The sequence below is a fragment of the Streptomyces sp. NPDC052236 genome (assembly GCF_044548015.1).
In the GTDB taxonomy this organism is placed as follows: domain Bacteria; phylum Actinomycetota; class Actinomycetes; order Streptomycetales; family Streptomycetaceae; genus Streptomyces.
The window spans coordinates 75854-96727 of the sequence record NZ_JBIUBL010000005.1; the positions used below are offsets into that span (position 1 = coordinate 75854).

Here is a 20874-nt window from a genome sequence, read left to right on the forward strand (position 1 = left end):
GCACGGAGGACACGGACCCGGACCGGACCCGGACCTGACCCCGATAAAGCCCTGGCAAAGAGGGCTGCCACAATGGAAGCGCTTGTGAGCGCGTTCACAAGATCAAGGATCAATCGTCCTCTTTCCGCCGACCACCGAATCACCGAAGGTGCCCCCGTGGACATCAAGACAGCCTCGTCCCTCCACCGCCTCCGCCTCGTCTCCGCGCCGGAGGCCGTCTCTTTCCTCCTGCTGCTCGTCTGCTCGGTGCTCAAGCGCACGACGGAGTTCAATGCGGTCCCGGTCATGGGCGCGGTACACGGTGTGCTGTTCATCCTGTACGTGATCTTCTGGCTGGACGCCTGGAACCGCACGAAGTGGGAGCTCAAGACCGCGGCGCTGTACTTCGTGCTCTCGGTCCTCCCCCTCGGCGGCTTCTTCGCCGAACGCAAGCTCAAGCGCGCGGCCGAGGACGAAATCATCGCCTCCCGCGCCCGCACCGAGGGCACGGTTGCCTCGTGATCGTCGCCTTCTCGGTCACCCCGCTGGGTGTCGGTGAGGACGTCGGCGAGTACGTCGCCGACGCTGTCCGTGTCGTCCGCGCATCCGGACTGCCGCACCGCACCGACGCGATGTTCACCTCGATCGAGGGCGAGTGGGACGAGGTGATGGATGTGGTCAAACGCGCCGTCGCGGCGGTCGAGGCCCGGGCGCCGCGCGTCTCCGTCGTCCTGAAGGCCGACATCAGGCCCGGTGTCACGGACGGCCTGACCTCCAAGGTGGACACGGTGGAGCGACATCTGTCCGCCTGAGCCGTCTGTCCGCCTGACCCGCACAGAAGTGAGCCCTCAAGCCCCCGTGGCTTGGGGGCTCGCCGCATTTTTGAGCGACTGCTCAAGGTGCTCATGTATCTTCCCTTTGAGCGAACGCTCAAAAGCGTGCCGGGCGAAGCCGGGGGAGCCATGAGGCTGTACATCGAGACGCGCGTCCGGGCGGACCTGGACGCCCTCTGGACCCGCACCCAGGAGCCCGCGCAACACCGGCGCTGGGACCTTCGGTTCACCGACATCGACTACCTGCCCCGCGCCGAGGGCGAACCGCAGCGCTTCCGGTACGCGACCCGGGTGCTGCCTTTCCTCGCGGTGTCCGGCACCGGTGTGTCCGCGGGGGAGCGGCAGCGGGCGGACGGCACACGGGTGTCGGCGCTGCGGTTCGCGTCGCCGCATCCCCTCTCTCTGATTGAGGAGGGCAGCGGCTACTGGCGTTATGTGCCGACCGCCGACGACGGCGTTCGCTTCATCACTGGCTACGACTACCGGGCCAGGTGGGGGCGGTGCGGGACGGTGGCCGACCGGTTCGTCTTCCGGCCGTTGATGGGCTGGGCCACCGCCTGGTCCTTCGACCGGCTGCGGCTGTGGTGCGAACTCGGGATCAGCCCGGAGCGCTCACTCGCGTACGCCCTCGCGGAACTCCTCGTACGCATCGGCCTGATCACCGCCGGTCTCTTCGCCCCGCCCGCGCTTTCTGCTCCGCCCGCGCTGTTTGTCCTGAGCGCCGCGGTTGCCGCTGTCGCCGTGCTCGTACCGCCGCTGCCCGTCACCCCCGCCGCCCGCCGCTGTCTGCGCACTCCACCCGGGCGCGGTGACGCCCCGGCTCCCGCCCTTCTCGCCACCCTGGAGCAGCCATGAGCTCGATCTTCCGCACTGTCATGGGCGATGACTTCGAGCGCCTCCATCCGCGGCTTCAGCGACGCTTCTCGGTCGGTCTCGACAGCGGCGAGGCCTGCGTGGGGCGGGGGACGATGGACCGGATCTGGCACGGGCGCAGCTTCGTCAAGCCGTTCCTGACGCTCGGCGGCAGCCGCCACATCCTCGTTCCGCGCACCGGCCGGAACATCCCGTTCACCATCGAGAACTTCCCGTACACCGACTCGTACGGCCGTGAGACCGTCACCTTTGTGCGGACCTTCGACTTTCCCGGCCGCCGTCTCCACCGCTTCGACGCGACGATGATCCACAGCGCGGAGCGGGGCTGCGTCCTCGACTACCTCGGCACCCACCAGCACCTCGCATCCGATCTGCATCCGAGCGCCGACAGCACCGGCGCGCTCGTCATCCGCTCGGGCGAGCACCGGTTCCGCGAGGGTCCTGTCGACGTCAGGGTGCCGCGGCTGATCGGCGGTGACGCGGTGGTACGCGAGTCCTACGACGAGGAGACCGACCGATTCCGTATCCAGGTCCGGGTCACCAACCGCAGGTTCGGGCCGCTGTTCGGGTACGAGGGCTCGTTCACCGCCGAGTACGTTGCCGTCGATGAGCACGGGGTACGGGCGGGGCTGCGGCCGGTCCGGGAAGAGGCCCGCGCATGAGCGCCGGGACGCGCTCCGGGACGAGCTCCGGTTCGAGCGCCGGGACCAAGGAGCGGCTCCTCGACGGGGCGCTGCGTACCCTCGTTGCGCAGGGCATCGCCAAGACTTCGGCGCGCACCATCGCCACTGCCGCCGGGGTCAATCAGGCCTTGGTCTTCTACCACTTCGGGTCCGTCGACGAACTCCTCGCCGCCGCCTGCCGCCACGGCGCCGAACAGCGCGTCGCCCGATACCGCGAGCGCCTCGCCGCGATCAGCAGTCTCGCCGAGCTCCTCGACTTCGGCCGTGAGATGCACGCCGAGGAGCGGGCCGGCGGCCATGTCGCCGTCCTCGGTCAGCTGCTGGCCGGCGCCCAGACGCAGCCGCGGCTCGCGGCGGCCACGGCCGCCGGACTCGCGCTGTGGATCGAGGAGATCGAGCGGGTGCTCAGCCGCGTCCTGGCCGGCTCACCGATCGGCGAATTCACCGATCCGGCGGGGCTGGCCCGGGCGGTCGCGGCCTCCTTCGTCGGAATCGAGTTGTACGAGGGGGTGGACCAGGCCGGCGCGCAGCGCGCCCTGGACGCGCTGGAGCAGCTGACCGTGCTGGTCGCGGCGGTGGAAGAACTCGGTCCGCTGGCGCAGCGCGCGGTCCGCCACCGGCTCAGTCGGACCGCCCGGCGCTGAGCCCGCCCTGCCCGCTGAGCCGTACCGCCCCGGGATGCGAGCCCGCCAGGGCGATCCCCAGGGGCGTCCGCTCGTACAGCACCTGATGCCCGTAGCGGCGCGAAGTCAGCAGCCCCGCGTCGCGCAGCGCCGACAGATGCGCCGATACGGAGGAGGGTGCGAGCCCGAGGAGATGCGCGAGCGCGGTCGTCCCGGCGGGTTCGCCGAGCGCGCACAGGACGTCCGCCCTGGCCCGGCCCAGCAGCCGGGCGAGTGCCTCGGGGGTGCGGGCGCCCGCCTCCGTCCACAGGCTGGCGATGCCGCGCGCCGGATAGGCGACGGTCGGCTGCCAGGGCGGATCGAAGCCGCTGACGACATCGGGCCAGGAGAACACGCTGGGGACCAGAACCAGGCCCTGGCCGTCGAGAACCCGTACGTGCTCGCTCGTCTTGGTCAGGGTGAGCGTGCCGTCGTTCCAGGTGAGCGAGGGGTGGAGCTCGGTGAGCAGCCCTTCGATGCCCACCTCGGCGAGGCGTCGGGAGTGGAAAGCCACGTCCGCTTCCAGGAGGGCGCGCAGCCGCGGCCAGTCGGGTTCGATCAGCGCCCGCCAGGCACGCTCCATCAGCTCGGCGAGTTCGCGCACGGCGCGCGGCGGATCCGCGAGGAGGGCGCGTCCTGTAGGGCTGTCGGCGGCTCCCGGCGTACACGCCAGGGCCTTCGCCATGTCGTCCCGCGCGGCTGCCGGATCGGTGGCCCGCACCGCGGCGATCTCCTCCTCGAAGGGGGCGGCGGGACCGAGCGGCGGCGGCCCCAGGAAGTCCGGGGTGTGCCCGCGCATCGGCATCAGCAGCTGAAGCGGCGCGAGTTCGAGCCCTTCGGCGGCGCTGCGGATCCGGCGCAGCCAGGGCAGGTGATAGCCGTGCCGCTCGGGCCGGGCGAGGGTGCGTACGGCTTCCTGGGTCTCCCAGAGCGGGGAGACGGCGAACCGGAAGCGGAGCAGATCGGCTTCGCCGAAGTGGAGATGGAACGGCACGGGCGGAGCGCCTTCCGGGGAGGGAGCGGAGATTCGGCTGACGCCGAAAGTCTAGGGAGCGGCGCGGCTCGCGGGCACGCTGACGCCCATGCGGAACGAGATCCCGGAGACCCCGGAGAACCTGCGGGACGAGCACCGGCGCGCGCCACGGGAGGCGCGCTCCGGGACGGCTGCGCCCGGTCCGGACTCGGGCGCGAGTGTGGCGTTGGCGGGTCGGGGTGGTTCACCGATGCTGGCGGCGGGCCCGCGTGGCGAGTCCGGTTCGGGTGGCGGCCCGGTGGCGGTCGGTGCTGCGGGTGGTCCCGGTCCGGGCGGTTGGCCAGTGGCAGCGGGCAGCCCAACCCGTGCGCCCGGAGCCGACTCGGGCGCGAGTGCGGCGTTGGCCGGTCGGGGTGGTTCACCGATGCCGGCGCCCGCCTCGCGTGGCGAGTCCGGTTCGGGTGGCGGCCCGGTGGCGGTCGGTGCTGCGGGTGGTCCCGCTTCGGGCGGGCTGCCGGCGGCGGGCGGCCCCGTGCGAGAACCCGGCTCGGGCGGGCGCCCGGCCCGTGCGCCGAGGCCGGGCGGCCAAGGCCATGAGCCCAACGCGACGCAACATCCTGTCATCGCCGACGGGCCCGCCGCCCCCAGCGGCTACCGCGGGGTCTTCCGCGTACGCGAGTTCCGGGCCGTCTTCGCCGCGCACCTCATGTCCATGCTCGGCGTCGTCGTCTGCGAGATCTCACTCACCGTCCTCGTGTACGACCTCACCGGCTCCCCCCTCCTCAGCGCCCTCACCTTCGCGCTCGGCCTCCTCCCGTACCTCCTCGGCGGCACACTCCTCGCCGGCGTCGCCGACCGCTACCCCGCCCGCCGGGTGCTCGTCGTCTGCGACCTCGTCTGCGCCTCCTGTGCCGCGCTGATGGTGCTGCCCTGGACCCCAGTCCTGGGGCTCCTCGCCCTCCGGTGCGCCGTCGCCGCCGTCGCCCCCGTGTTCAACGGCGCCCGCGCGGCGTCCCTCGCCGACATCCTCGGCGAGGGCGACCTCTTCGTCCTCGGCCGCTCACTCCTGCGCATCGTCGCGCAGAGCGCGATGCTCGTCGGTTTCGGCGTCGGCGGCGTACTCCTCGCCGTCGTGTCCGCGCGCGGCACCCTCTCGATCACGGCGGTGACCTTCCTCTGCTCCGCCGCGCTGCTGCGGTTCGGTACGAAGCGCAGACCCGCCCGCGCCGGCCGGAGCGGAGCCGCGGGGTCCCTGATGCGTGACTCGCTCACCGGAGCGCGGCTCGTGTTCGCCGACCGCCGGATACGCGTGCTGACCCTCATGTTCTGGGTGCCGCCGACGTTCGTCGTCGCGCCCGAGGCCCTGGCCGCCCCGTACGCGGACGACATCGGAGTCGGCACCGCGGCGCTCGGGCTGCTGATGTGCACCATGCCCATCGGGCACATCGTCGGTGAGCTCTTCGCGGGCTCCGTGCTCAGCCCGCGCACCCGCTCCCGGATCGTCGTGCCGCTCGCCGCCGTGTGCCTGCTGCCGCTGACGCTGTACGCCGTACGGCCCGGGATGCCCCTCGCGCTGCTCGTACTCCTGCTGACCGGGCTGGCCGGCGCGTACACCCTCGGCCTCGACCGCTGGTACATGGACGCAGTCCCCGAAGAGCTGCGGGGCCGCGCGATGACCCTGATGACCGCCGGAATGATGACGGTCCAGGGTGTGGGGATGGTGCTGGCGGGCCTGGCCGCCGAGTTCTTCCCCGTACACCGGGTGGTCGCCGGGTCCGGCGTACTCGGCACCGTATGCCTGCTGGCCCTCCTCATGGAGGTCAGACGGACCGAGACCGAGGGGCGAGACAGGGCTGACCGCCATATGACCAGTCGGTAGGGTCGAAGACGTGCCGAAGCCGCTCAGTCTCCCCTTCGACCCCATCGCCCGCGCCGACGAGCTCTGGCGGCAGCGATGGGGCCCCGTGCCCTCCATGGCCGCGATCACGTCGATCATGCGCGCCCACCAGATCCTGCTCGCCGAGGTCGACGCCGTCGTCAAGCCGTACGGACTGACCTTCGCGCGCTACGAAGCGCTGGTGCTGCTCACCTTCTCCAAGGCCGGTGAGCTGCCGATGTCCAAGATCGGCGAGCGCCTCATGGTGCACCCGACCTCCGTCACGAACACCGTGGACCGGCTGGTCAGGTCCGGTCTCGTCGACAAGCGTCCCAATCCGAACGACGGGCGCGGCACCCTCGCCTCCATCACCGACAAGGGCCGCGAGGTCGTGGAGGCGGCCACCCGCGATCTGATGGCGATGGACTTCGGGCTCGGGGCGTACGACGCCGAGGAGTGCGCGGAGATGTTCGCGATGCTCCGGCCCCTGCGGATCGCGGCCCAGGATTTCAAAGAGGACTGATCAAAGAGGACTAATGGGAGGACTGGCGGTCCCACCCACGCGAAGATCGCCCCATCCGCCCGGTTACGCTCGTAGCCATGAAACAGAGCGTGCTCTCCCGCTACCGGGTGATGGCATACGTCACCGCCGTATGGCTGCTGGTCTTCACCGTGGCGATCATCGCGAAGTACGGGTTCGAGGTCGGCGACACCATGCTGATCTCGCAGGTCCATGGTGTGTTGTTCATCATCTACGTCGTCTTCGCCTTCGATCTCGGCTCCAAGGCGAAGTGGCCGTTCGGCAAGCTGCTGTGGGTGCTGGCCGCCGGCTGTATCCCCGTGGCCTCCTTCTTCGTTGAGCCGAAAATCACTCGCGAGATCCGGCCGCTGCTCGCGGACACGCACGCGGCCACCGCCGAGGCGTAGCCCGTACATTTCGTACGCTCACCGCCACACCCACCGCCGCGAGGCAACGCTCGCGGCGGTCTCCCATCGACAATTACTAGGACGTCCTAGTAAATTCGAGAGTATGGACGCTGACGCCATCGAGGAAGGCCGCCAACGCTGGCAGGCCCGTTACGACAAGGCCCGCAAGCGGGACGCCGACTTCACGACGCTCTCCGGGGACCCGGTCGAGCCCGTGTACGGCCCGCGCCCCGGGGACACCTACGAAGGCTTCGAGCGGATCGGCTGGCCCGGTGAGTACCCCTTCACCCGCGGGCTCCACCCGACCGGCTACCGCGGCCGTACGTGGACCATCCGCCAGTTCGCCGGTTTCGGCAACGCCGAGCAGACCAACGAGCGCTACAAAATCATCCTGGCCAACGGCGGTGGCGGGCTCTCCGTCGCCTTCGACATGCCCACCCTCATGGGCCGCGACTCCGACGACCCGCGCTCGCTCGGCGAGGTCGGCCACTGTGGTGTGGCCATCGACTCCGCCGCCGACATGGAGGTCCTCTTCAAGGACATCCCGCTCGGCGACGTCACCACATCCATGACGATCAGCGGCCCCGCCGTCCCCGTCTTCTGTATGTATCTCGTGGCGGCCGAGCGCCAGGGCATCGACCCCGGCGTCCTCAACGGCACGCTCCAGACCGACATCTTCAAGGAGTACATCGCGCAGAAGGAGTGGCTCTTCCAGCCCGAGCCGCATCTGCGTCTGATCGGCGACCTGATGGAGCACTGCGCGCAGTCCATCCCCGCGTACAAACCGCTGTCGGTCTCCGGCTACCACATCCGCGAGGCGGGCTCGACGGCCGCGCAGGAGCTCGCGTACACGCTCGCCGACGGCTTCGGGTACGTCGAGCTGGGGCTGAGCCGCGGCATGGATCTGGACCACTTCGCGGCCGGCCTCTCCTTCTTCTTCGACGCGCACCTGGACTTCTTCGAGGAGATCGCCAAGTTCCGCGCGGCACGCCGGATCTGGGCGCGCTGGCTGAAGGAGGAGTACGGAGCGAAGTCCGACAAGGCGCTGTGGCTCCGCTTCCACACCCAGACCGCGGGCGTCTCGCTCACCGCCCAGCAGCCGTACAACAACGTCGTACGTACGGCGGTCCAGGCGCTGTCCGCGGTGCTCGGCGGCACAAACTCGCTGCACACCAACGCCCTGGACGAGACCCTCGCCCTGCCCAGCGAACAGGCGGCGGAGATCGCGCTGCGCACCCAGCAGGTGCTGATGGAGGAGACAGGCGTCGCCAATGTCGCCGACCCGCTGGGCGGCTCCTGGTACGTGGAGCAGCTCACCGACCGTATCGAGGCCGATGCCGAGAAGATCTTCGACCAGATCAAGGAGCGCGGGCGCCGGGCCCACCCGGACGGCAACCACCCGATCGGCCCCATGACGTCGGGCATCCTGCGCGGCATAGAGGACGGCTGGTTCACCGGCGAGATAGCCGAGTCGGCGTTCCGCTACCAGCGGGCTCTGGAGAAGGGTGAGAAGAGGGTCGTCGGCGTCAATGTCCACCACGGCTCGGTCACCGGCGACCTGGAGATCCTGCGGGTCAGCCATGAGGTCGAGCGCGAGCAGGTCCGGGAGCTCGCGGAGCGCAGGGCGCGCCGCGACGACGCGCTCGTACGGTCCTCGCTGGAGGCGATGCTGACCGCCGCCAGGGACGGCGGCAACATGATCGCGCCGATGCTGGACGCGGTGCGGGCGGAGGCCACGCTGGGCGAGATCTGTGACGCGCTGCGGGACGAGTGGGGTACGTACACGGAGCCCCCCGGCTTCTGACGTCAGGTGTGGAGGGACGACACACCCGACACGAGCAGCAGGGCGAAGTCGCGCGCCCACGCCTCGTCCACCGGTTCCGCGCTGACCAGCGCCCGGTGGACGACGGTGCCCGCGATCACATCGAAGATCAGGTCCGCGTTGCGGGCTGCCGCCTCGGGTTCTTTCTCGTACGGCAGCTCGCCGCGGGCCTGCGCGCGTGCCCGGCCCTGGAGGACGAGCCGTTTCTGCCGGTCCACGATCGCCGAGCGGATACGGCTCCGCAGCGCGTCGTCACGGGTCGACTCCGCCACCACCGCCATGAGCGCGGTCTTGGCCTCGGGCCGCTCCAGCAGCGCGGCGAACTGGAGCACCACGGCCTCCACATCGGCCTGGAGGGATCCGCGATCGGGCAGTTCGAGCTCGTCGAAGAGCACGGCGACGGCGTCCACGACGAGCTCGTTCTTGCTGGCCCAGCGGCGGTAGAGGGTGGTTTTGGCCACGCCGGCGCGGGTGGCCACGTCGCCCATCGTCAGCTTTGACCAGCCCAAGTCGACCAGGGCGGTACGGGTCGCCTCAAGGATCGCGGTGTCGGCCTCGGCGCTGCGGGGACGGCCCGTACGGCCCTGGTTGGGATGGTCCTGGCTGGGATGGCTCAACATGCCCGCGACCATACCGGCGGGTGGACGATATGCACCCGTGCAGTTACGCTACGACTCGTAGCGGAAGCCTTCGCGGGCTCAGCGACAACCACTGGCGCGGGTGGGGACCGGCGCCGAACTTTCGGACAGTACGGCAGGTTTTTTCACATGCGGGCGCGGAAGGGGGAGGATGTACCCATGCAGCCTAGGAACATGTCCATGAGCGGCGTCGTCGACCTCGCCGCGGTGAAGGCGGCCAGTGAGGCCAAGGCGAAGGCGGAGCAGGCGCGCGCCGAAGCCGCCCGTCAGGGTGGGACCGGCGCCGTACCCCCTTCCAGTCTCGTCATCGACGTCGATGAGGCCGGTTTTGAGCTCGACGTCCTCCAGCGCTCCGCGGAAGTCCCGGTCGTCATCGACTTCTGGGCGGAGTGGTGCGAGCCGTGCAAGCAGCTCAGCCCGGTGCTGGAGCGGCTGGCGCAGGAGTACGGCGGCCGGTTCGTCCTTGCCAAGATCGACGTCGACGCCAACCAGATGCTGATGCAGCAGTTCGGGATCCAGGGGATCCCGGCGGTCTTCGCGGTGGTGGCCGGCCAGGCGCTGCCGCTTTTCCAGGGCGCGGCCCCGGAGGCACAGATCCGCCAGACGCTGGACCAGCTGATCCAGGTGGGCGAGGAGCGGTTCGGCCTGACGGGTATCGCGGTCGACCCGAATGCGCCCGGCGCGGAGACGGCCGGCGCGGAAGGCGCGGGCCCGGCTTCTCCCGTGGCCCCCGCGGGTCCGTACGACGCTCTGCTGTCCGCGGCCGTACGGGCGCTGGACGCGGGCGACTATGGCGGCGCGATCCAGGCGTACAAAAATGTGCTGTCCGACGACCCGGGCAACATGGAAGCGAAGCTGGGCCTGGCGCAGGCCGAACTGCTGGCCCGCGTACGGGACATGGACCCGGAGAAGGTACGCGTGGACGCGGCGGGGAACCCTGCCGATGTGGTGGCTCAGCTGGCGGCGGCCGACCTGGATCTGGTCGGCGGGCATGTGGAGGACGCGTTCGGCCGGCTGGTCGAGACGGTGCGGCGCACGGCGGGCGAGGACCGGGACGCGGCGCGGGTGCGGCTGTTGGAACTCTTCGAGGTGGTCGGCCCGGACGATCCACGGGTGACGGCGGCGCGGTCGGCGCTGGCACGCGTGCTGTTCTAGACATGTTCCGCTGAGGCGTTCTTCCGGACGGGCTGTCAGGAAGGTTCCGTTCCGGTGGGTCTGAGGTTTTTGCGGCGGTGGCGCCTGTTGGGCGCCACCGCCGTTTTGGCGACACAGTGACAAAACGCGACAGCGCTTTACCAAAACTTGGGAAACGCGCGATCTGTTACTCGGAGTAAGTTCACACGCTTGTTCTGACCGTTTATTGGCGGCAATCTCCCATCTGCGGCGTTACCCGATGACACCCTCGGTGTCCAGTCGACATCAGGCGGTCGTTGCGCGGTTATCAGGCCGTTACTAGCCAGTAACGAACCCCCTTGTGTCGCGGCCGGTAATGGACCACGATCGGCCACGCTCGGTCCAATACCGCACCAGCCCGGCCCCCAGCCGCGCGCTGCGGAACCTTGGGTCCCCACCGGGTCGTCCGGCGGCAGTTGCGCCGGCCGCGGACAGGGGGGTTCCTGCCGAACGGCGGGGCCTGTCCGGAAGGTTGCGCGAAGGCGTGGCCAAAGTGGTTGTCGCTCGGGGGTGATCGCCAGTGTTTCGGACGCGGTACGCGCCTGAAAGAAACGGGCGCTCTCCTTCCCGAGGACGTAGCACTTCTCCCATCCCAGGCCGGACCTGAAGGTCCGGACCGGAGATGTACGTCCGAGAAGGAGGAAAGTCATGGAGTCTGTGGCTCGTGGTGGAACCAGATGGAAGCGGTTCGCACTGGTCATGGTGCCTAGTGTGGCCGCAACGGCTGCCATAGGCATCGGCATGTCGCAGGGCGCGCTCGCCGCGTCCTTCAGTATTTCCGGCCAGGAGTTCAAGGTAACGGCCAAGGAGCTCGAAGGTTACGACTTCGTCCAGTACGGCAGCATTGCCAGCGGTAAGAGTCTTAAAGGTGAGGCCCTCAATGAGCCGGTAGCGGTATCGGGCTTCAGTAAGGCCTACATCACCAACATGTGCCAGTCGGTCGTTACCACGCTGCCATTCGGCTTGGGCGATGTCACCCTCAGGCTGGAGGCCGGCACGGAGGGTAGCACCCGGCAGCCGGAGAAGCGGGTCTACGCGAAGGACCTGTACCTGGATGTCTCGCAGCTGGATGCGGACGCCACGTTCGAGGACATCGACATCGGCGTCGCGGCGGGCTCGCTCAAGAACCCGGGCATTCAGCCCGGCACCCAGGCCAACCCGTTCGGCTTCTCGCAGCGTTCCAGGACGGCAACGCTGACCAACGTGAAGCAGAAGGCGTGGGCCACCACGGCCGGCACCTTCAAGCTCCCGGATCTGAAGTTGCGGCTGCACTCGGGCACATCCAAGGAGTGCTTCAAGGGCTAGCACGTCGTGGAAGGGCGGGGCCGTGAGTGTGCGGACCCGCCCGCTCCGCCCAATTCACCACTTCTCAGAGCAAGACCGCTTGCAGGGAGCTGTTTTCCATGAGCGCCGAGTCCACGGGGCAGAACGAGCACTATCTCCGCGTCTTCCGGCGGCACTTCCGCGTGTGGCGTGGCTCACGTCCCTTCTGGGCGGGGCTGTTCACCTTCTTCAGCGGCGTACCGATCGCCTACTTCCCGTATGCCGATCTCCGGCTCGGCAACGTCACGCTCGCCATGGCTACGACAGCCGGGGCGGGCTCGCTGATCATCGGCGTACTCCTCTTCACGCTCGGCCTGACGATGTGGTTCCACGCCGTCGTCCGAGTGTTCGCTGGTGTTGCGGCGATTGTGCTGGCGCTGGTCTCCCTTCCCATCGCGAATTTCGGCGGCTTCGGCATTGGCTTCCTGTTCGCCATGCTGGGCGGAAATATGTCCATCTCCTGGGTTCCCGCCAAGACACCGGCCAAGTCGGTCAAGCAGGCCGAGCCAGAAGAGACTCCGGAGCCGGACGGTGACACGAGCGATCCGGTAATTCCCGCGCCGCGAGCCGACGACGGGTACGCCCCGAACGTGACTGAATCGAATGCCCAGGCCAACGGCGGGAGGAACAGTGCGGGGTGACGACACACAGCTGAGTACGGCTGAGGGTGGTGTATTCCGGTCGAGAAGCGGCCCGCGGCACGCGGCACCCAAGAAGTCTCTGCTGACGAAGTTTCAGATACCCGCCGGCAAGGCGATAGCCCTGGCCGCGATGCCCACCGCTGTGTTCATGGGTATGGGCCTCACCCCCCGGCTGGCAGTCGCCGAGGACAAGGATATTCCCTTCGCGCCGGGCCCATGCGTTACCCGTTCCGATGAGCCTGCGGCGTCGGAATCACCGTCGCCTTCCGAGAAGCCGAGCCCGTCCCCAAGCGCTACGGACGGCGAGCAGGACACCGAGCCGAAGCCCGGCCCGAGCCCGTCCGCGTCCTCGACCGGCGGGGCCGCGGACGATGCGAACGCACCAGCACCCGCGCCGACCCCGACCGCGACCGCGACGCCGAGCGGCACTCCGACCAAGAACGCGCTGGACCCCCTGGGACTGGGTGACGCGCTCAAGGACCTGCTCGACGGCCCCGACAAGGAGCCGACAGCCAGCCCGACGCCGAGCGCCACAGTTACGACCGAGCCTTCACCGACGGCGGAGCCGGCCGAGAAGCCCACGGCGGAGCCGGCCGAGAAGCCCATGGAGAAGCCGACCGCGAAGCCGACCGCGAAGCCCACCGACAACGCGGACAAGCCGGTGGACCCGGCGGACGACACCAAGGACGCGATCAAGGACGCGGCGGACAAGGCCGGCGCCAAGGTCGAAGAACTGGACGACGACGTCAAGGGGCTCGACCCCAAAAAGGACGAGGACATCCCGGACGGCGCGAAGCCACGCTTCCCCTGCCCTACGGCGGACCCCGAAGCCCTCGCGGCGGCGGAACTGGAGTCGGGCCTGCCTTTGCTCCCCGACGACCCGTGGATCCTGGAGAGCTCGAAGCTCTCCCTCGAAGGCCTGGACTACAAGGGCATCGTGGAGGTGAAGACGGGCAGCGGCAAGATCAAGAAGGTCTTGAAGTTCACCGCGTCGAGCGTGGCCATCGATGATCTTCATCAACTGGTGGTCTACCCCGCGGGCACCACGGCCCACGTCGAAGCGGACAAGGGCTCCGAGTCCACCATCCGCAACGGCACGGTGACCATGTACACGGAAGAGCTGAAGGGCAATATCTTCGGCCTCTTCCCCATCATTTTCAGCCCGGAGACCCCGCCGCCGCTGAATGTCGACTCCGTTTTCTTCACCAACGTGAAGGTGACCCAGGCGGGCCAGTTCGGCGGCACGCTCACTGTGCCAGGCCTGGGCAACTACATCACCGGAAAGTGACCCACTGACCCTCCGGGAGCCGCACAAGGCTGTGGGCCGCACCTCTTGAATGCTGTGGGCCGCACCTCTTGAATTAGGGTGCGGCCCGCAGCCGCGCCGCCCAATCGCCGCCGCGCGAAGATTCCCTTGAGATGATGCGGGCATGAACATCAACGATGTGCTGACGGGTTTCGCGAGGACGGGCGGGGTCGGCGTCCTCAGGCCGGGAGAGTCGCTGGACGATGCATCCAGCGTTCTTGGGGAACCCGAGGAAGCGGACTACTTTCCGGACAAGAAGCAGTCATGGCCCCGGACCTTCCGGTATGGCGATATACGCCTGGAGGTCTGCCGCTGCCGCCGGATCAAGGTCGTCGCGCTCAGCACATGGACGGAGTCCGTGGAGATACCGACTGAGGACGCCAGGGCAATGGAAACCATGGCGCCGACGACTACGTTCGCGGATTTGAAGCAGGTACTCGCCTTAGCAGGTGCCCGGTGGGAGTTGGATGAATTTCGGGCCGTAACAAGCCAGTTCGCCATCCTCGTGGAACCGGCCATCTTTACAGTCCGGTTCACCTTTCACGTTCCGGACCCTGATGCGGCGCACCAGAAGGATGCCTCACTGCATAGCGCGATCTCCAAGGATTCCGGGCACGTATGCGTTTCAGGCGCCTGAGCCCGAAGAGGCTGCCGCAGTGGGCGGGGAGCATTGCCGGGGCCCGCTTCGAACGCGGCCACCTGGTCGAGCGCCCCGAGGCGGTGGCGGCGTGAGCGACTCCGGCTTCGGCGGTGACCAGCCCGCCGAGCACCAGCGATTCGCCTGCCACTTGCAGGCTCTCGCCATCGTCCGCGACGAGGACGAGGCCGACCTGGTAACCGCTGTCCTACGCGACCCGGACACGACGATGGCGCAGTCCGCCGTGGTCCGCCACCTGGACCGACGAGCTGGACAGTTGCTGACCGACGAACGGTTCACCCACTGGGCACACGCGATGGCCACAGTGGTCCACGAGCGGGAGTTCCTCACCCGCCGCCTGCACGAGTGGACCCTGCTCAGGTCAACTACTCCGCACGAGTCATGGACCACAGAAGAAGTCGCCACCGCATCGGAATGGTTCCAGCGCAAGGCTGCCGAGACCGTGACCTCACCCGCAGTTCTCACCCTGCTCGCCACCACGGGAAGAACAAGGCGCGTCCGCGTAACCGCCAGCCGCCGGCTGCAACCACGTGACCAACAACCCAGCTGACTTGATTCACAGGTTTTGACTATTACTCTCACCGCGCGGGCCCTGGGATCCTTGGCGCAGGCCGCCCCGAACTTGAGCGCTTCGAGGACGAGACGCTGGGCAAGCGGCTGGTTCATGCCGAGGTTGTTGCGCTGGACGGTGGCGGTGACGGCGGCGAGTTCCTCGGCCGTAAGTAAGCGACTGGCGTCGCGTGTGGCGGGCGCGGTGGTGGTACTCATGGTGGTGCCTCCCGTTCTGTGGTCAGTGTGATGTGCGGAGACAATCGCGCGGCTTCTCCGCAGGCTGTCGTTCTGGCCGTCGGCGGTCTCACAGTGCCCGCCGACATGGCTGACGCGGCGGCGCATGACGGCGCTGTGCGAGGCGTCCCGGGCGAGACGGTCCCAGTCCGTGGACGAGGCAGACGACGGGCCCGGTCTCCAGCCGCATGGCCGCGCAGAGGTCATCCGGGCGGTGGTGGCCGAGGGCGCAGTTGCCGAGGTCCAGCCAGGTGCCCGCGATTTCCCAGCTGCGGGACTGGGCGTAGGCGCGGCACCGGTTGAGGCGTATGTCGAGGATGACGGTGGAAGTCGGGGCGTGCCGGTCGTAGATGAACGCGCACACACGTTCCACCTCCCCGGCCGGGGTCACCACGGGTCACCGATGGGTGCCGGTGGCCCATGAGGCAAGCTCGCACCGAGCAGTCGGAGACGTTCGGCGCCGGGGGTTTCGTCGTGCGGAATCAGCCACTGGCCTCATCCACCGCGGCGTCCGCGAATACTTCATGCCGCTGGTTGGTACCTCGATCCGGGGTGGCGAACAGCCGTCCTGTTTGTTGCAGGCGGGTATGCCAGGTCAGTGCTTCAACTCGGACTCCCGTATGGCAGTTTGGAAGGCATGCCATGCGGGTGGCGGGAATCGGAGTGTGGGGCCGGCGAGGTCCTTGGAGTCGCGGATGGCGACGATGCCCGGGACGTTGCCGGCCACCTCCACGCACTCGCGCTCGGGGTCGCTGTAGCTGGACTTGCGGTACTGGAAACTGGGCACGCTCACAACTCCTTGCTCAGGCTGCGGATGAACGTCAGCGAGTCGCTCTCACTGAGAGCATGTTGGGCAATCCTCTCGAACAGTTCATCGTGTCGTGCAGCCCCCTCCCCACCTTCGGTCCATAGTCGGGTGAACGCGACTTCTGTGTAGACCAGGTCCATCGCCCCTGGCTCGGCGAAGGAAACGATGTTGAACGGGCAGTTCAGGCCGAGGCGAGCGCCTGAGGCGAAGGGGAGTACGTGGATGGTGACGTTCGGCCTGCTGGCCTCGGTGCTCAGGTGCTTCAGTTGTCCACGCATCGTTTCAGCGCCGCCGACCAGGTTCCGCAGCGCGGCCTCGTAGATCACTGTACGGAGTGTGAGCAGAGGCTCCTCGGTCAAGCGATGCTGTCGCCTCATGCGCGCGGAGATGAACTCCTCGTCTGCTTCGGTGAGTTCGATGCCCGGAGCGTCGGACCGAAGTGACCGCATGTACTCAGGTGTTTGCAGCAGCCCAGGGATGAAGGCGGGTTGCCATGCCTTGATGGATGTGGCGACGCTCTCCAGCGTGACGTACTCGTGCATGTCGCCGAGGGTGGTGTAGTCGTCCCACCATCCCTTGGCCTTGCGCCGTTCGCGGTCGACCTTCGCCAGCTCCAGCAGCCCTCCGATGGTGCCGGGGTCGCGTACCCCATAGAGCTCGCACAGTGCGCGGATGTCCGGATCGCGCATTGGTACCCACCCGCGCTCCATCTTTGCGATCTTCGTGGTGGAGGCGGTGAGTGCTTTGGCGGCGTGAGGCTGTGTCATTCCGGCTGCGGCGCGCAGTCTGGTGAGTTCACCACCGAGCCTGCGGCCCAGGACGGTTGAGGTGCTGTTCCCTTGCATGGGCTGGCTTGCGGTCATCTGGCAGATCCTCCCGGTGGCGCACGATCAGTCTGGCGTTTGTGGAGTCCCGCATGCAACACGTCCGGAGGATATTCTCCAGGAGGAACTTGCGGAAGCTCGGCGACGTAGTTACCTTCGGTGGCGAACTGCTCGCAGAGCGACGCCGGTTGAGCGAGTCGGCGTTGCTTGTCCCTGTCTGGAGGTGAGCGGCATGACCGCCCCCCAAGAGTCCGAGGATTCCGGCGAGATCGTTGTCCGCGAGGACTGTCTCGACTACACGCCGTACCTCCGCAGCGTTCCCCTGGCCCGGCACAGAACAACCCGCCTCGTAGAGGAGTGGGGGTATCCCGAACTGGCATGGGATGCCGCCGTGTTGCTCTCGGAACTCGCCGGCAATGCCGTGCTGCACGGTTGCCTGCGCGATCGGTTGTTCCGCGTGGAGCTGACGCTCACCAAGAAGGCGTTTCGGATGGCGGTGTCCGATCCGAAGGGTGAATTACTGCCGTTCGTGCGTCTGGCCGCGCCGGACGAGCAGTTCGGCCGGGGGCTGCTCATCGTCCGCACGCTCGCCGCAAGGTGGGGAGTACGCGATCGGACGGTCGGTAAGACGGTCTGGTGCGAACTCGACCTGGAGTGAGGGATCAGGTGGTGACGTTGACCGCGCGGGCGGCCAGCCGTTGGCTCGGTCGCCCGCCGGGGCTGGTCGACGCCACGTGGGCCATGTACTCACTCGTTCCGCCGCTGTGGGCCATTGCTGGTCGTCGTGCCGACCGCCAGGCACTCTCCGTAGCTGCCCGGCAAGGCGACCGAGACAGGATGGGGCACTTCATCGCCCCGACTCTCGCCGACGACGACACAGGGCAGGCCGTCAAGGGAAACGCGGCCCGAGGATCTCGACACGATCGCTGCCGGAGCTCAGTGCATGGTGGCTGAAGCGTGCGCCGCAGAGGCGACTCGGCCGCACGTAGTGCGAGCCGACGGCTCGGGCTCGGGCAGGGGTGGCCGACCGGGGACGACGTAGGGTCGTCGTGGGTCGGGGTTTCGGTTGATACGCGGGGGTCATGGACGTGCCTACACCTGAACAGATCTGGGACGACGCCGACCTGGCGGTGCGTCAGCTGGTTGGGGTGGCTCTCAATCCCTCCGCCCCGGAGGATCTCCTGCTGCGACTGCTCGCTGACGGGCCCCTGGCGGTACGCATGGTGCTGTGCCGGGACCGGACGCTGCCCGACGCCGCCGTCGCACACCCCGACACCCGCACCCGCAGCTTCTTCGCGCGCAACCCGCATGTCGACCCCGCCCAACGGGTGCGGCTGGTGGACGACCCGGAGTGGTTCGTCCGCGCTCATCTGGCCGCCCCGGCCCGACACCCGGACGGGGTCTGGCCCCGGCCGTTGCCGGACTGGGCCGTCGTACGCGTCATCAGTACGTATGAGGGGGACGAGCTCTCAGGCTTGTTCTATCAGCAGATCTCCGTTGAGCTGCGTCGGGCGATGCCCACCCATCCGGTCGCCAAGGTCCGCGCTTGGGGGCTCAACGGGTGGGGTGGGCTGCCGGCCGACGTGCGGGCTGCTCTGCTGGCCGACTCGGACGACGATGTCCGTGAGGGCGCCCGGAGTTCGGCTCGCCGTGAGGATCCGGCATGGGTCGAAAGCCAGCTTCCCGACCGTTCATGCCATGGGCGCGCCGACATGCTGATGCATCAGGCTCTCAGCCGCGCCGTCGTGGACGGTGTCCTCACCGTGCCGGTCGGCAAGGAGGACCGCGCGATGATCGCCGGGAACCCGAGCCTGCCCGCCGACGTGGTGGTCCTCCTTGCCGAGGATCCTGACTCGGCAGTACGACAGGCGATCGCGCGCCGCCCGGACCTGGGGGCCGCGGAGCGCCGCGCGCTCGCCGTCGATCCCGACCCCGAGGTGCGGCTGGCGCTGTCCGTGCACCCGGCGCTCAGCGAGGAGGAGCGGGCCGCAATCGACTATGAGGTTCCGATGGACTGCACCTTCGGCTTCTGGCCGGGGGCTTCCGAGCCCCGGGACCCCGCTGACGTGCGCCGGGACGCGCTCTCCGGTCATCCGCTGCTGCGCCGGCGGGCCACCAGGGAGCGGCTTCTGCCGCGTGACCTCATGGAACCTGAGCGTCGATGACGACCTCGGCGTACGCGTGCTGCTCTGTCAGCACCACCCGGACGCCCCGGCACCACTGTTGCTGCGCAGCTTCCTGGAGTACACCGGCCACGAGCGCGCGCACCTCACCACCCGGCCGAACTTCCCGACCACCGGACTTGCCGCCTTCGCCGACCACGACGATCCGAAGGTCCGCGCGCTGGCCGCACGCGATCCCATGGCCGATTCGGTGACCGTCGAGCGCCTCACGCGTGACCCGGACCCGGCGGTACGAGCGGCCCTGGCGCGTCACCCGAATCTCCCGCGGTCCCGGCTGACGGAACTGCTCGATGACGAGGAACTGGCGCACACGGCCGCAGCGAACCCGGCGTTGGGGACAGAAACCATGCACCGGCTTGTGACGATGCTCCTGCCCCGGGCTCTGCCTTGAGCCTGACAGGGACGGCAAAGCCCGAGGGCGGCACCCCGGACCGTCTCTCCGGGGTGCCGCCCTCGTCGTTCCTGCGGGGCGCGTCAGTCGCGCGACTCTCCGCCCACGTGGTGCACCCGCACCATGTTCGTCGTGCCCGCGACCCCCGGCGGTGAGCCCGCCGTCATGATCACGGTGTCGCCCTCGTTGTAGCGCTGGAGCTTCAGCATCTCCGCGTTCACCAGGTCCACCATCGCGTCCGTGTTGTCCGCGTGCGGCACCACATACGACTCCACGCCCCAGCTCAGCGCCAGCTGGTTGCGGGTCGCCGTCTCCGTCGTGAAGGCCAGGATCGGCTGCGCGGCGCGGTAGCGCGACAGGCGGCGGGCCGTGTCGCCCGACTTGGTGAAGGCCACCAGCGCCTTGCCGTTCAGGAAGTCCGCGATCTCGCACGCCGCGCGGGCCACCGAGCCGCCCTGGGTGCGCGGCTTCTTGCCCGGGACCAGAGGCTGGAGGCCCTTCGACAGCAGCTCCTCCTCCGCCGCGACCACGATCTTCGACATCGTCTTGACCGTCTCGATCGGGTACGCGCCGACCGACGACTCCGCCGACAGCATGACCGCGTCCGCGCCGTCCAGAATCGCGTTCGCGACGTCCGACGCCTCGGCGCGCGTCGGGCGCGAGTTGGTGATCATCGACTCCATCATCTGGGTCGCCACAATCACCGGCTTGGCGTTGCGGCGGCACAGCTCGATCAGCCGCTTCTGCACCAGCGGGACCTTCTCCAGCGGGTACTCGACCGCCAGGTCACCGCGTGCCACCATCACACCGTCGAACGCCATGACGACGCCCTCCATGTGCTCGACGGCCTGCGGCTTCTCCACCTTGGCGATGACGGGGACCCGGCGGCCCTCCTCGTCCATCACCTTGTGGACGTCATTGATGTCGCTCGCGTCCCGTACGAACGACAGCGCGACCAGGTCGACGCCCATCCGCAGGGCGAAACGCAGGTCATCGACGTCCTTCTCGGACAGTGCGGGGACGTTCACCGCCGCGCCGGGCAGGTTGATGCCCTTGTGGTTGGAGATCACACCACCCTCGACAACGATCGTCTTGACCCTGACGCCGTCGGTCTCCACGACGCGCAGCTCGACGTTGCCGTCGTTGATCAGGATCTGGTCGCCCTTGGAGACGTCCCCGGGCAGCCCCTTGTACGTGGTGCCGCAGATCGACTTGTTGCCTTCGACATCCTCCGCGGTAATGGTGAACTCGTCACCGCGGACCAGCTCGACCGGCCCCTCGGCAAAGGTCTCCAGGCGGATCTTGGGGCCCTGGAGGTCGGCGAGTACACCCACCGCCCGGCCCGTGTCATCGGCCGCCTTGCGGACGCGGTGGTACCGCTCCTCGTGTTCGGAGTGGCTTCCGTGGCTCATGTTGAGACGGGCCACATTCATGCCGGCCTCGATGAGCGCTTTCAGCTGCTCGTACGAGTCAACGGCGGGGCCCAGTGTGCAGACGATTTTGGAACGGCGCATA

General features: G+C 68.5%; 24 protein-coding genes. 18 read left to right on the forward strand and 6 right to left on the reverse strand.

What is annotated here, in order from left to right:
* The first annotated feature begins 156 nt into the window (after positions 1–156).
* From ACIHCQ_RS10875 to ACIHCQ_RS10895, 5 genes are all read left to right on the forward strand, one after another.
* Entirely contained in the window at positions 157–501 is a 345-nt protein-coding gene (locus tag ACIHCQ_RS10875; protein WP_399660244.1) for a DUF3817 domain-containing protein, read from the forward strand.
* Entirely contained in the window at positions 498–791 is a 294-nt protein-coding gene (locus ACIHCQ_RS10880) for an MTH1187 family thiamine-binding protein (RefSeq protein WP_399660247.1), read from the forward strand. The genes ACIHCQ_RS10875 and ACIHCQ_RS10880 overlap by 4 nt, the downstream gene beginning before the upstream one ends.
* 150 nt (positions 792–941) lie before the next feature.
* Complete coding sequence (locus ACIHCQ_RS10885; protein ID WP_399660249.1) at positions 942–1667, forward strand: hypothetical protein; 726 nt, start codon at positions 942–944, stop codon at positions 1665–1667.
* Positions 1664–2347, forward strand: a complete 684-nt coding sequence (locus tag ACIHCQ_RS10890; protein WP_399660252.1) for a DUF4166 domain-containing protein — start codon at positions 1664–1666, stop codon at positions 2345–2347. Before ACIHCQ_RS10885 ends, ACIHCQ_RS10890 begins: the two co-directional genes overlap by 4 nt.
* Positions 2344–3012: a TetR/AcrR family transcriptional regulator gene (locus tag ACIHCQ_RS10895; RefSeq protein WP_399660254.1), complete on the forward strand. Its 669-nt coding sequence runs from the start codon at positions 2344–2346 to the stop codon at positions 3010–3012. Before ACIHCQ_RS10890 ends, ACIHCQ_RS10895 begins: the two co-directional genes overlap by 4 nt.
* Here the strand turns inward: ACIHCQ_RS10895 and ACIHCQ_RS10900 are convergent.
* Entirely contained in the window at positions 2990–4024 is a 1035-nt protein-coding gene (locus tag ACIHCQ_RS10900) for a DUF5937 family protein (RefSeq protein WP_399660256.1), read from the reverse strand. The two genes, ACIHCQ_RS10895 and ACIHCQ_RS10900, sit on opposite strands and share 23 nt — an antisense overlap.
* Before the next feature lie 403 nt (positions 4025–4427).
* On the opposite strand from ACIHCQ_RS10900, the gene ACIHCQ_RS10905 reads away from it, so the two are divergent.
* From ACIHCQ_RS10905 to ACIHCQ_RS10920, 4 genes are all read left to right on the forward strand, one after another.
* Positions 4428–5882, forward strand: a complete 1455-nt coding sequence (locus ACIHCQ_RS10905; RefSeq protein ID WP_399660258.1) for an MFS transporter — start codon at positions 4428–4430, stop codon at positions 5880–5882.
* Between the two features lie 10 nt (positions 5883–5892).
* Positions 5893–6402: a MarR family winged helix-turn-helix transcriptional regulator gene (locus ACIHCQ_RS10910; RefSeq protein ID WP_399660261.1), complete on the forward strand. Its 510-nt coding sequence runs from the start codon at positions 5893–5895 to the stop codon at positions 6400–6402.
* Positions 6403–6479: 77 nt separating this feature from the next.
* On the forward strand, positions 6480–6806 hold the full coding sequence (locus ACIHCQ_RS10915) for a DUF3817 domain-containing protein (RefSeq protein ID WP_399660264.1): 327 nt from the start codon (positions 6480–6482) through the stop codon (positions 6804–6806).
* A gap of 103 nt (positions 6807–6909) precedes the next feature.
* Positions 6910–8610 (forward strand): methylmalonyl-CoA mutase, encoded by a 1701-nt coding sequence (locus tag ACIHCQ_RS10920; RefSeq protein WP_399660267.1) that lies wholly within the window; start codon positions 6910–6912, stop codon positions 8608–8610.
* A gap of 2 nt (positions 8611–8612) precedes the next feature.
* Here the strand turns inward: ACIHCQ_RS10920 and ACIHCQ_RS10925 are convergent, their stop codons facing one another.
* The gene (locus tag ACIHCQ_RS10925) at positions 8613–9260 is read right to left on the reverse strand and encodes a TetR/AcrR family transcriptional regulator (protein ID WP_399660270.1); all 648 of its coding nucleotides are present in this window, start codon (positions 9258–9260) and stop codon (positions 8613–8615) included.
* A gap of 165 nt (positions 9261–9425) precedes the next feature.
* Between ACIHCQ_RS10925 and ACIHCQ_RS10930 the strand changes: the two genes are divergently transcribed.
* The 6 genes from ACIHCQ_RS10930 to ACIHCQ_RS10955 all read left to right on the forward strand — a co-directional run bounded on the left by ACIHCQ_RS10930 (position 9426) and on the right by ACIHCQ_RS10955 (position 14917).
* Positions 9426–10421, forward strand: a complete 996-nt coding sequence (locus ACIHCQ_RS10930; protein ID WP_399660272.1) for a tetratricopeptide repeat protein — start codon at positions 9426–9428, stop codon at positions 10419–10421.
* A gap of 666 nt (positions 10422–11087) precedes the next feature.
* Positions 11088–11744, forward strand: coding sequence for a DUF6230 family protein (locus ACIHCQ_RS10935; RefSeq protein WP_399660275.1), 657 nt, complete (start codon positions 11088–11090; stop codon positions 11742–11744).
* A gap of 98 nt (positions 11745–11842) precedes the next feature.
* The gene (locus ACIHCQ_RS10940; RefSeq protein WP_399660279.1) at positions 11843–12403 is read left to right on the forward strand and encodes a DUF6114 domain-containing protein; all 561 of its coding nucleotides are present in this window, start codon (positions 11843–11845) and stop codon (positions 12401–12403) included.
* Positions 12393–13691: a hypothetical protein gene (locus tag ACIHCQ_RS10945; RefSeq protein WP_399660281.1), complete on the forward strand. Its 1299-nt coding sequence runs from the start codon at positions 12393–12395 to the stop codon at positions 13689–13691. Before ACIHCQ_RS10940 ends, ACIHCQ_RS10945 begins: the two co-directional genes overlap by 11 nt.
* A gap of 142 nt (positions 13692–13833) precedes the next feature.
* Positions 13834–14346, forward strand: a complete 513-nt coding sequence (locus ACIHCQ_RS10950) for a hypothetical protein (protein ID WP_399660283.1) — start codon at positions 13834–13836, stop codon at positions 14344–14346.
* 91 nt (positions 14347–14437) lie between these two features.
* A complete protein-coding gene (locus ACIHCQ_RS10955; RefSeq protein WP_399660286.1) occupies positions 14438–14917 on the forward strand; it encodes a hypothetical protein in 480 nt (159 codons plus the stop codon).
* A 306-nt stretch (positions 14918–15223) separates the two neighbouring features.
* Here the strand turns inward: ACIHCQ_RS10955 and ACIHCQ_RS10960 are convergent, their stop codons facing one another.
* The 3 genes from ACIHCQ_RS10960 to ACIHCQ_RS10970 form a co-directional block, all read right to left on the reverse strand.
* Positions 15224–15517, reverse strand: coding sequence for a hypothetical protein (locus ACIHCQ_RS10960; protein WP_399660288.1), 294 nt, complete (start codon positions 15515–15517; stop codon positions 15224–15226).
* Between the two features lie 231 nt (positions 15518–15748).
* On the reverse strand, positions 15749–15940 hold the full coding sequence (locus ACIHCQ_RS10965) for a DUF397 domain-containing protein (protein ID WP_399660290.1): 192 nt from the start codon (positions 15938–15940) through the stop codon (positions 15749–15751).
* Positions 15941–15942: 2 nt separating this feature from the next.
* The gene (locus ACIHCQ_RS10970) at positions 15943–16824 is read right to left on the reverse strand and encodes a helix-turn-helix domain-containing protein (protein WP_399660292.1); all 882 of its coding nucleotides are present in this window, start codon (positions 16822–16824) and stop codon (positions 15943–15945) included.
* 193 nt (positions 16825–17017) lie between these two features.
* Between ACIHCQ_RS10970 and ACIHCQ_RS10975 the strand changes: the two genes are divergently transcribed.
* From ACIHCQ_RS10975 to ACIHCQ_RS10985, 3 genes are all read left to right on the forward strand, one after another.
* Entirely contained in the window at positions 17018–17443 is a 426-nt protein-coding gene (locus ACIHCQ_RS10975) for an ATP-binding protein (RefSeq protein WP_399660295.1), read from the forward strand.
* Positions 17444–17867: 424 nt separating this feature from the next.
* Positions 17868–18950 (forward strand): hypothetical protein, encoded by a 1083-nt coding sequence (locus ACIHCQ_RS10980; protein ID WP_399660297.1) that lies wholly within the window; start codon positions 17868–17870, stop codon positions 18948–18950.
* Positions 18922–19359, forward strand: coding sequence for a hypothetical protein (locus ACIHCQ_RS10985; RefSeq protein ID WP_399660301.1), 438 nt, complete (start codon positions 18922–18924; stop codon positions 19357–19359). The genes ACIHCQ_RS10980 and ACIHCQ_RS10985 overlap by 29 nt, the downstream gene beginning before the upstream one ends.
* Positions 19360–19442: 83 nt before the next feature.
* Here the strand turns inward: ACIHCQ_RS10985 and pyk are convergent, their stop codons facing one another.
* Complete coding sequence (gene pyk, locus ACIHCQ_RS10990) at positions 19443–20873, reverse strand: pyruvate kinase (RefSeq protein WP_399660304.1); 1431 nt, start codon at positions 20871–20873, stop codon at positions 19443–19445.
* Position 20874 lies beyond the last annotated feature (1 nt).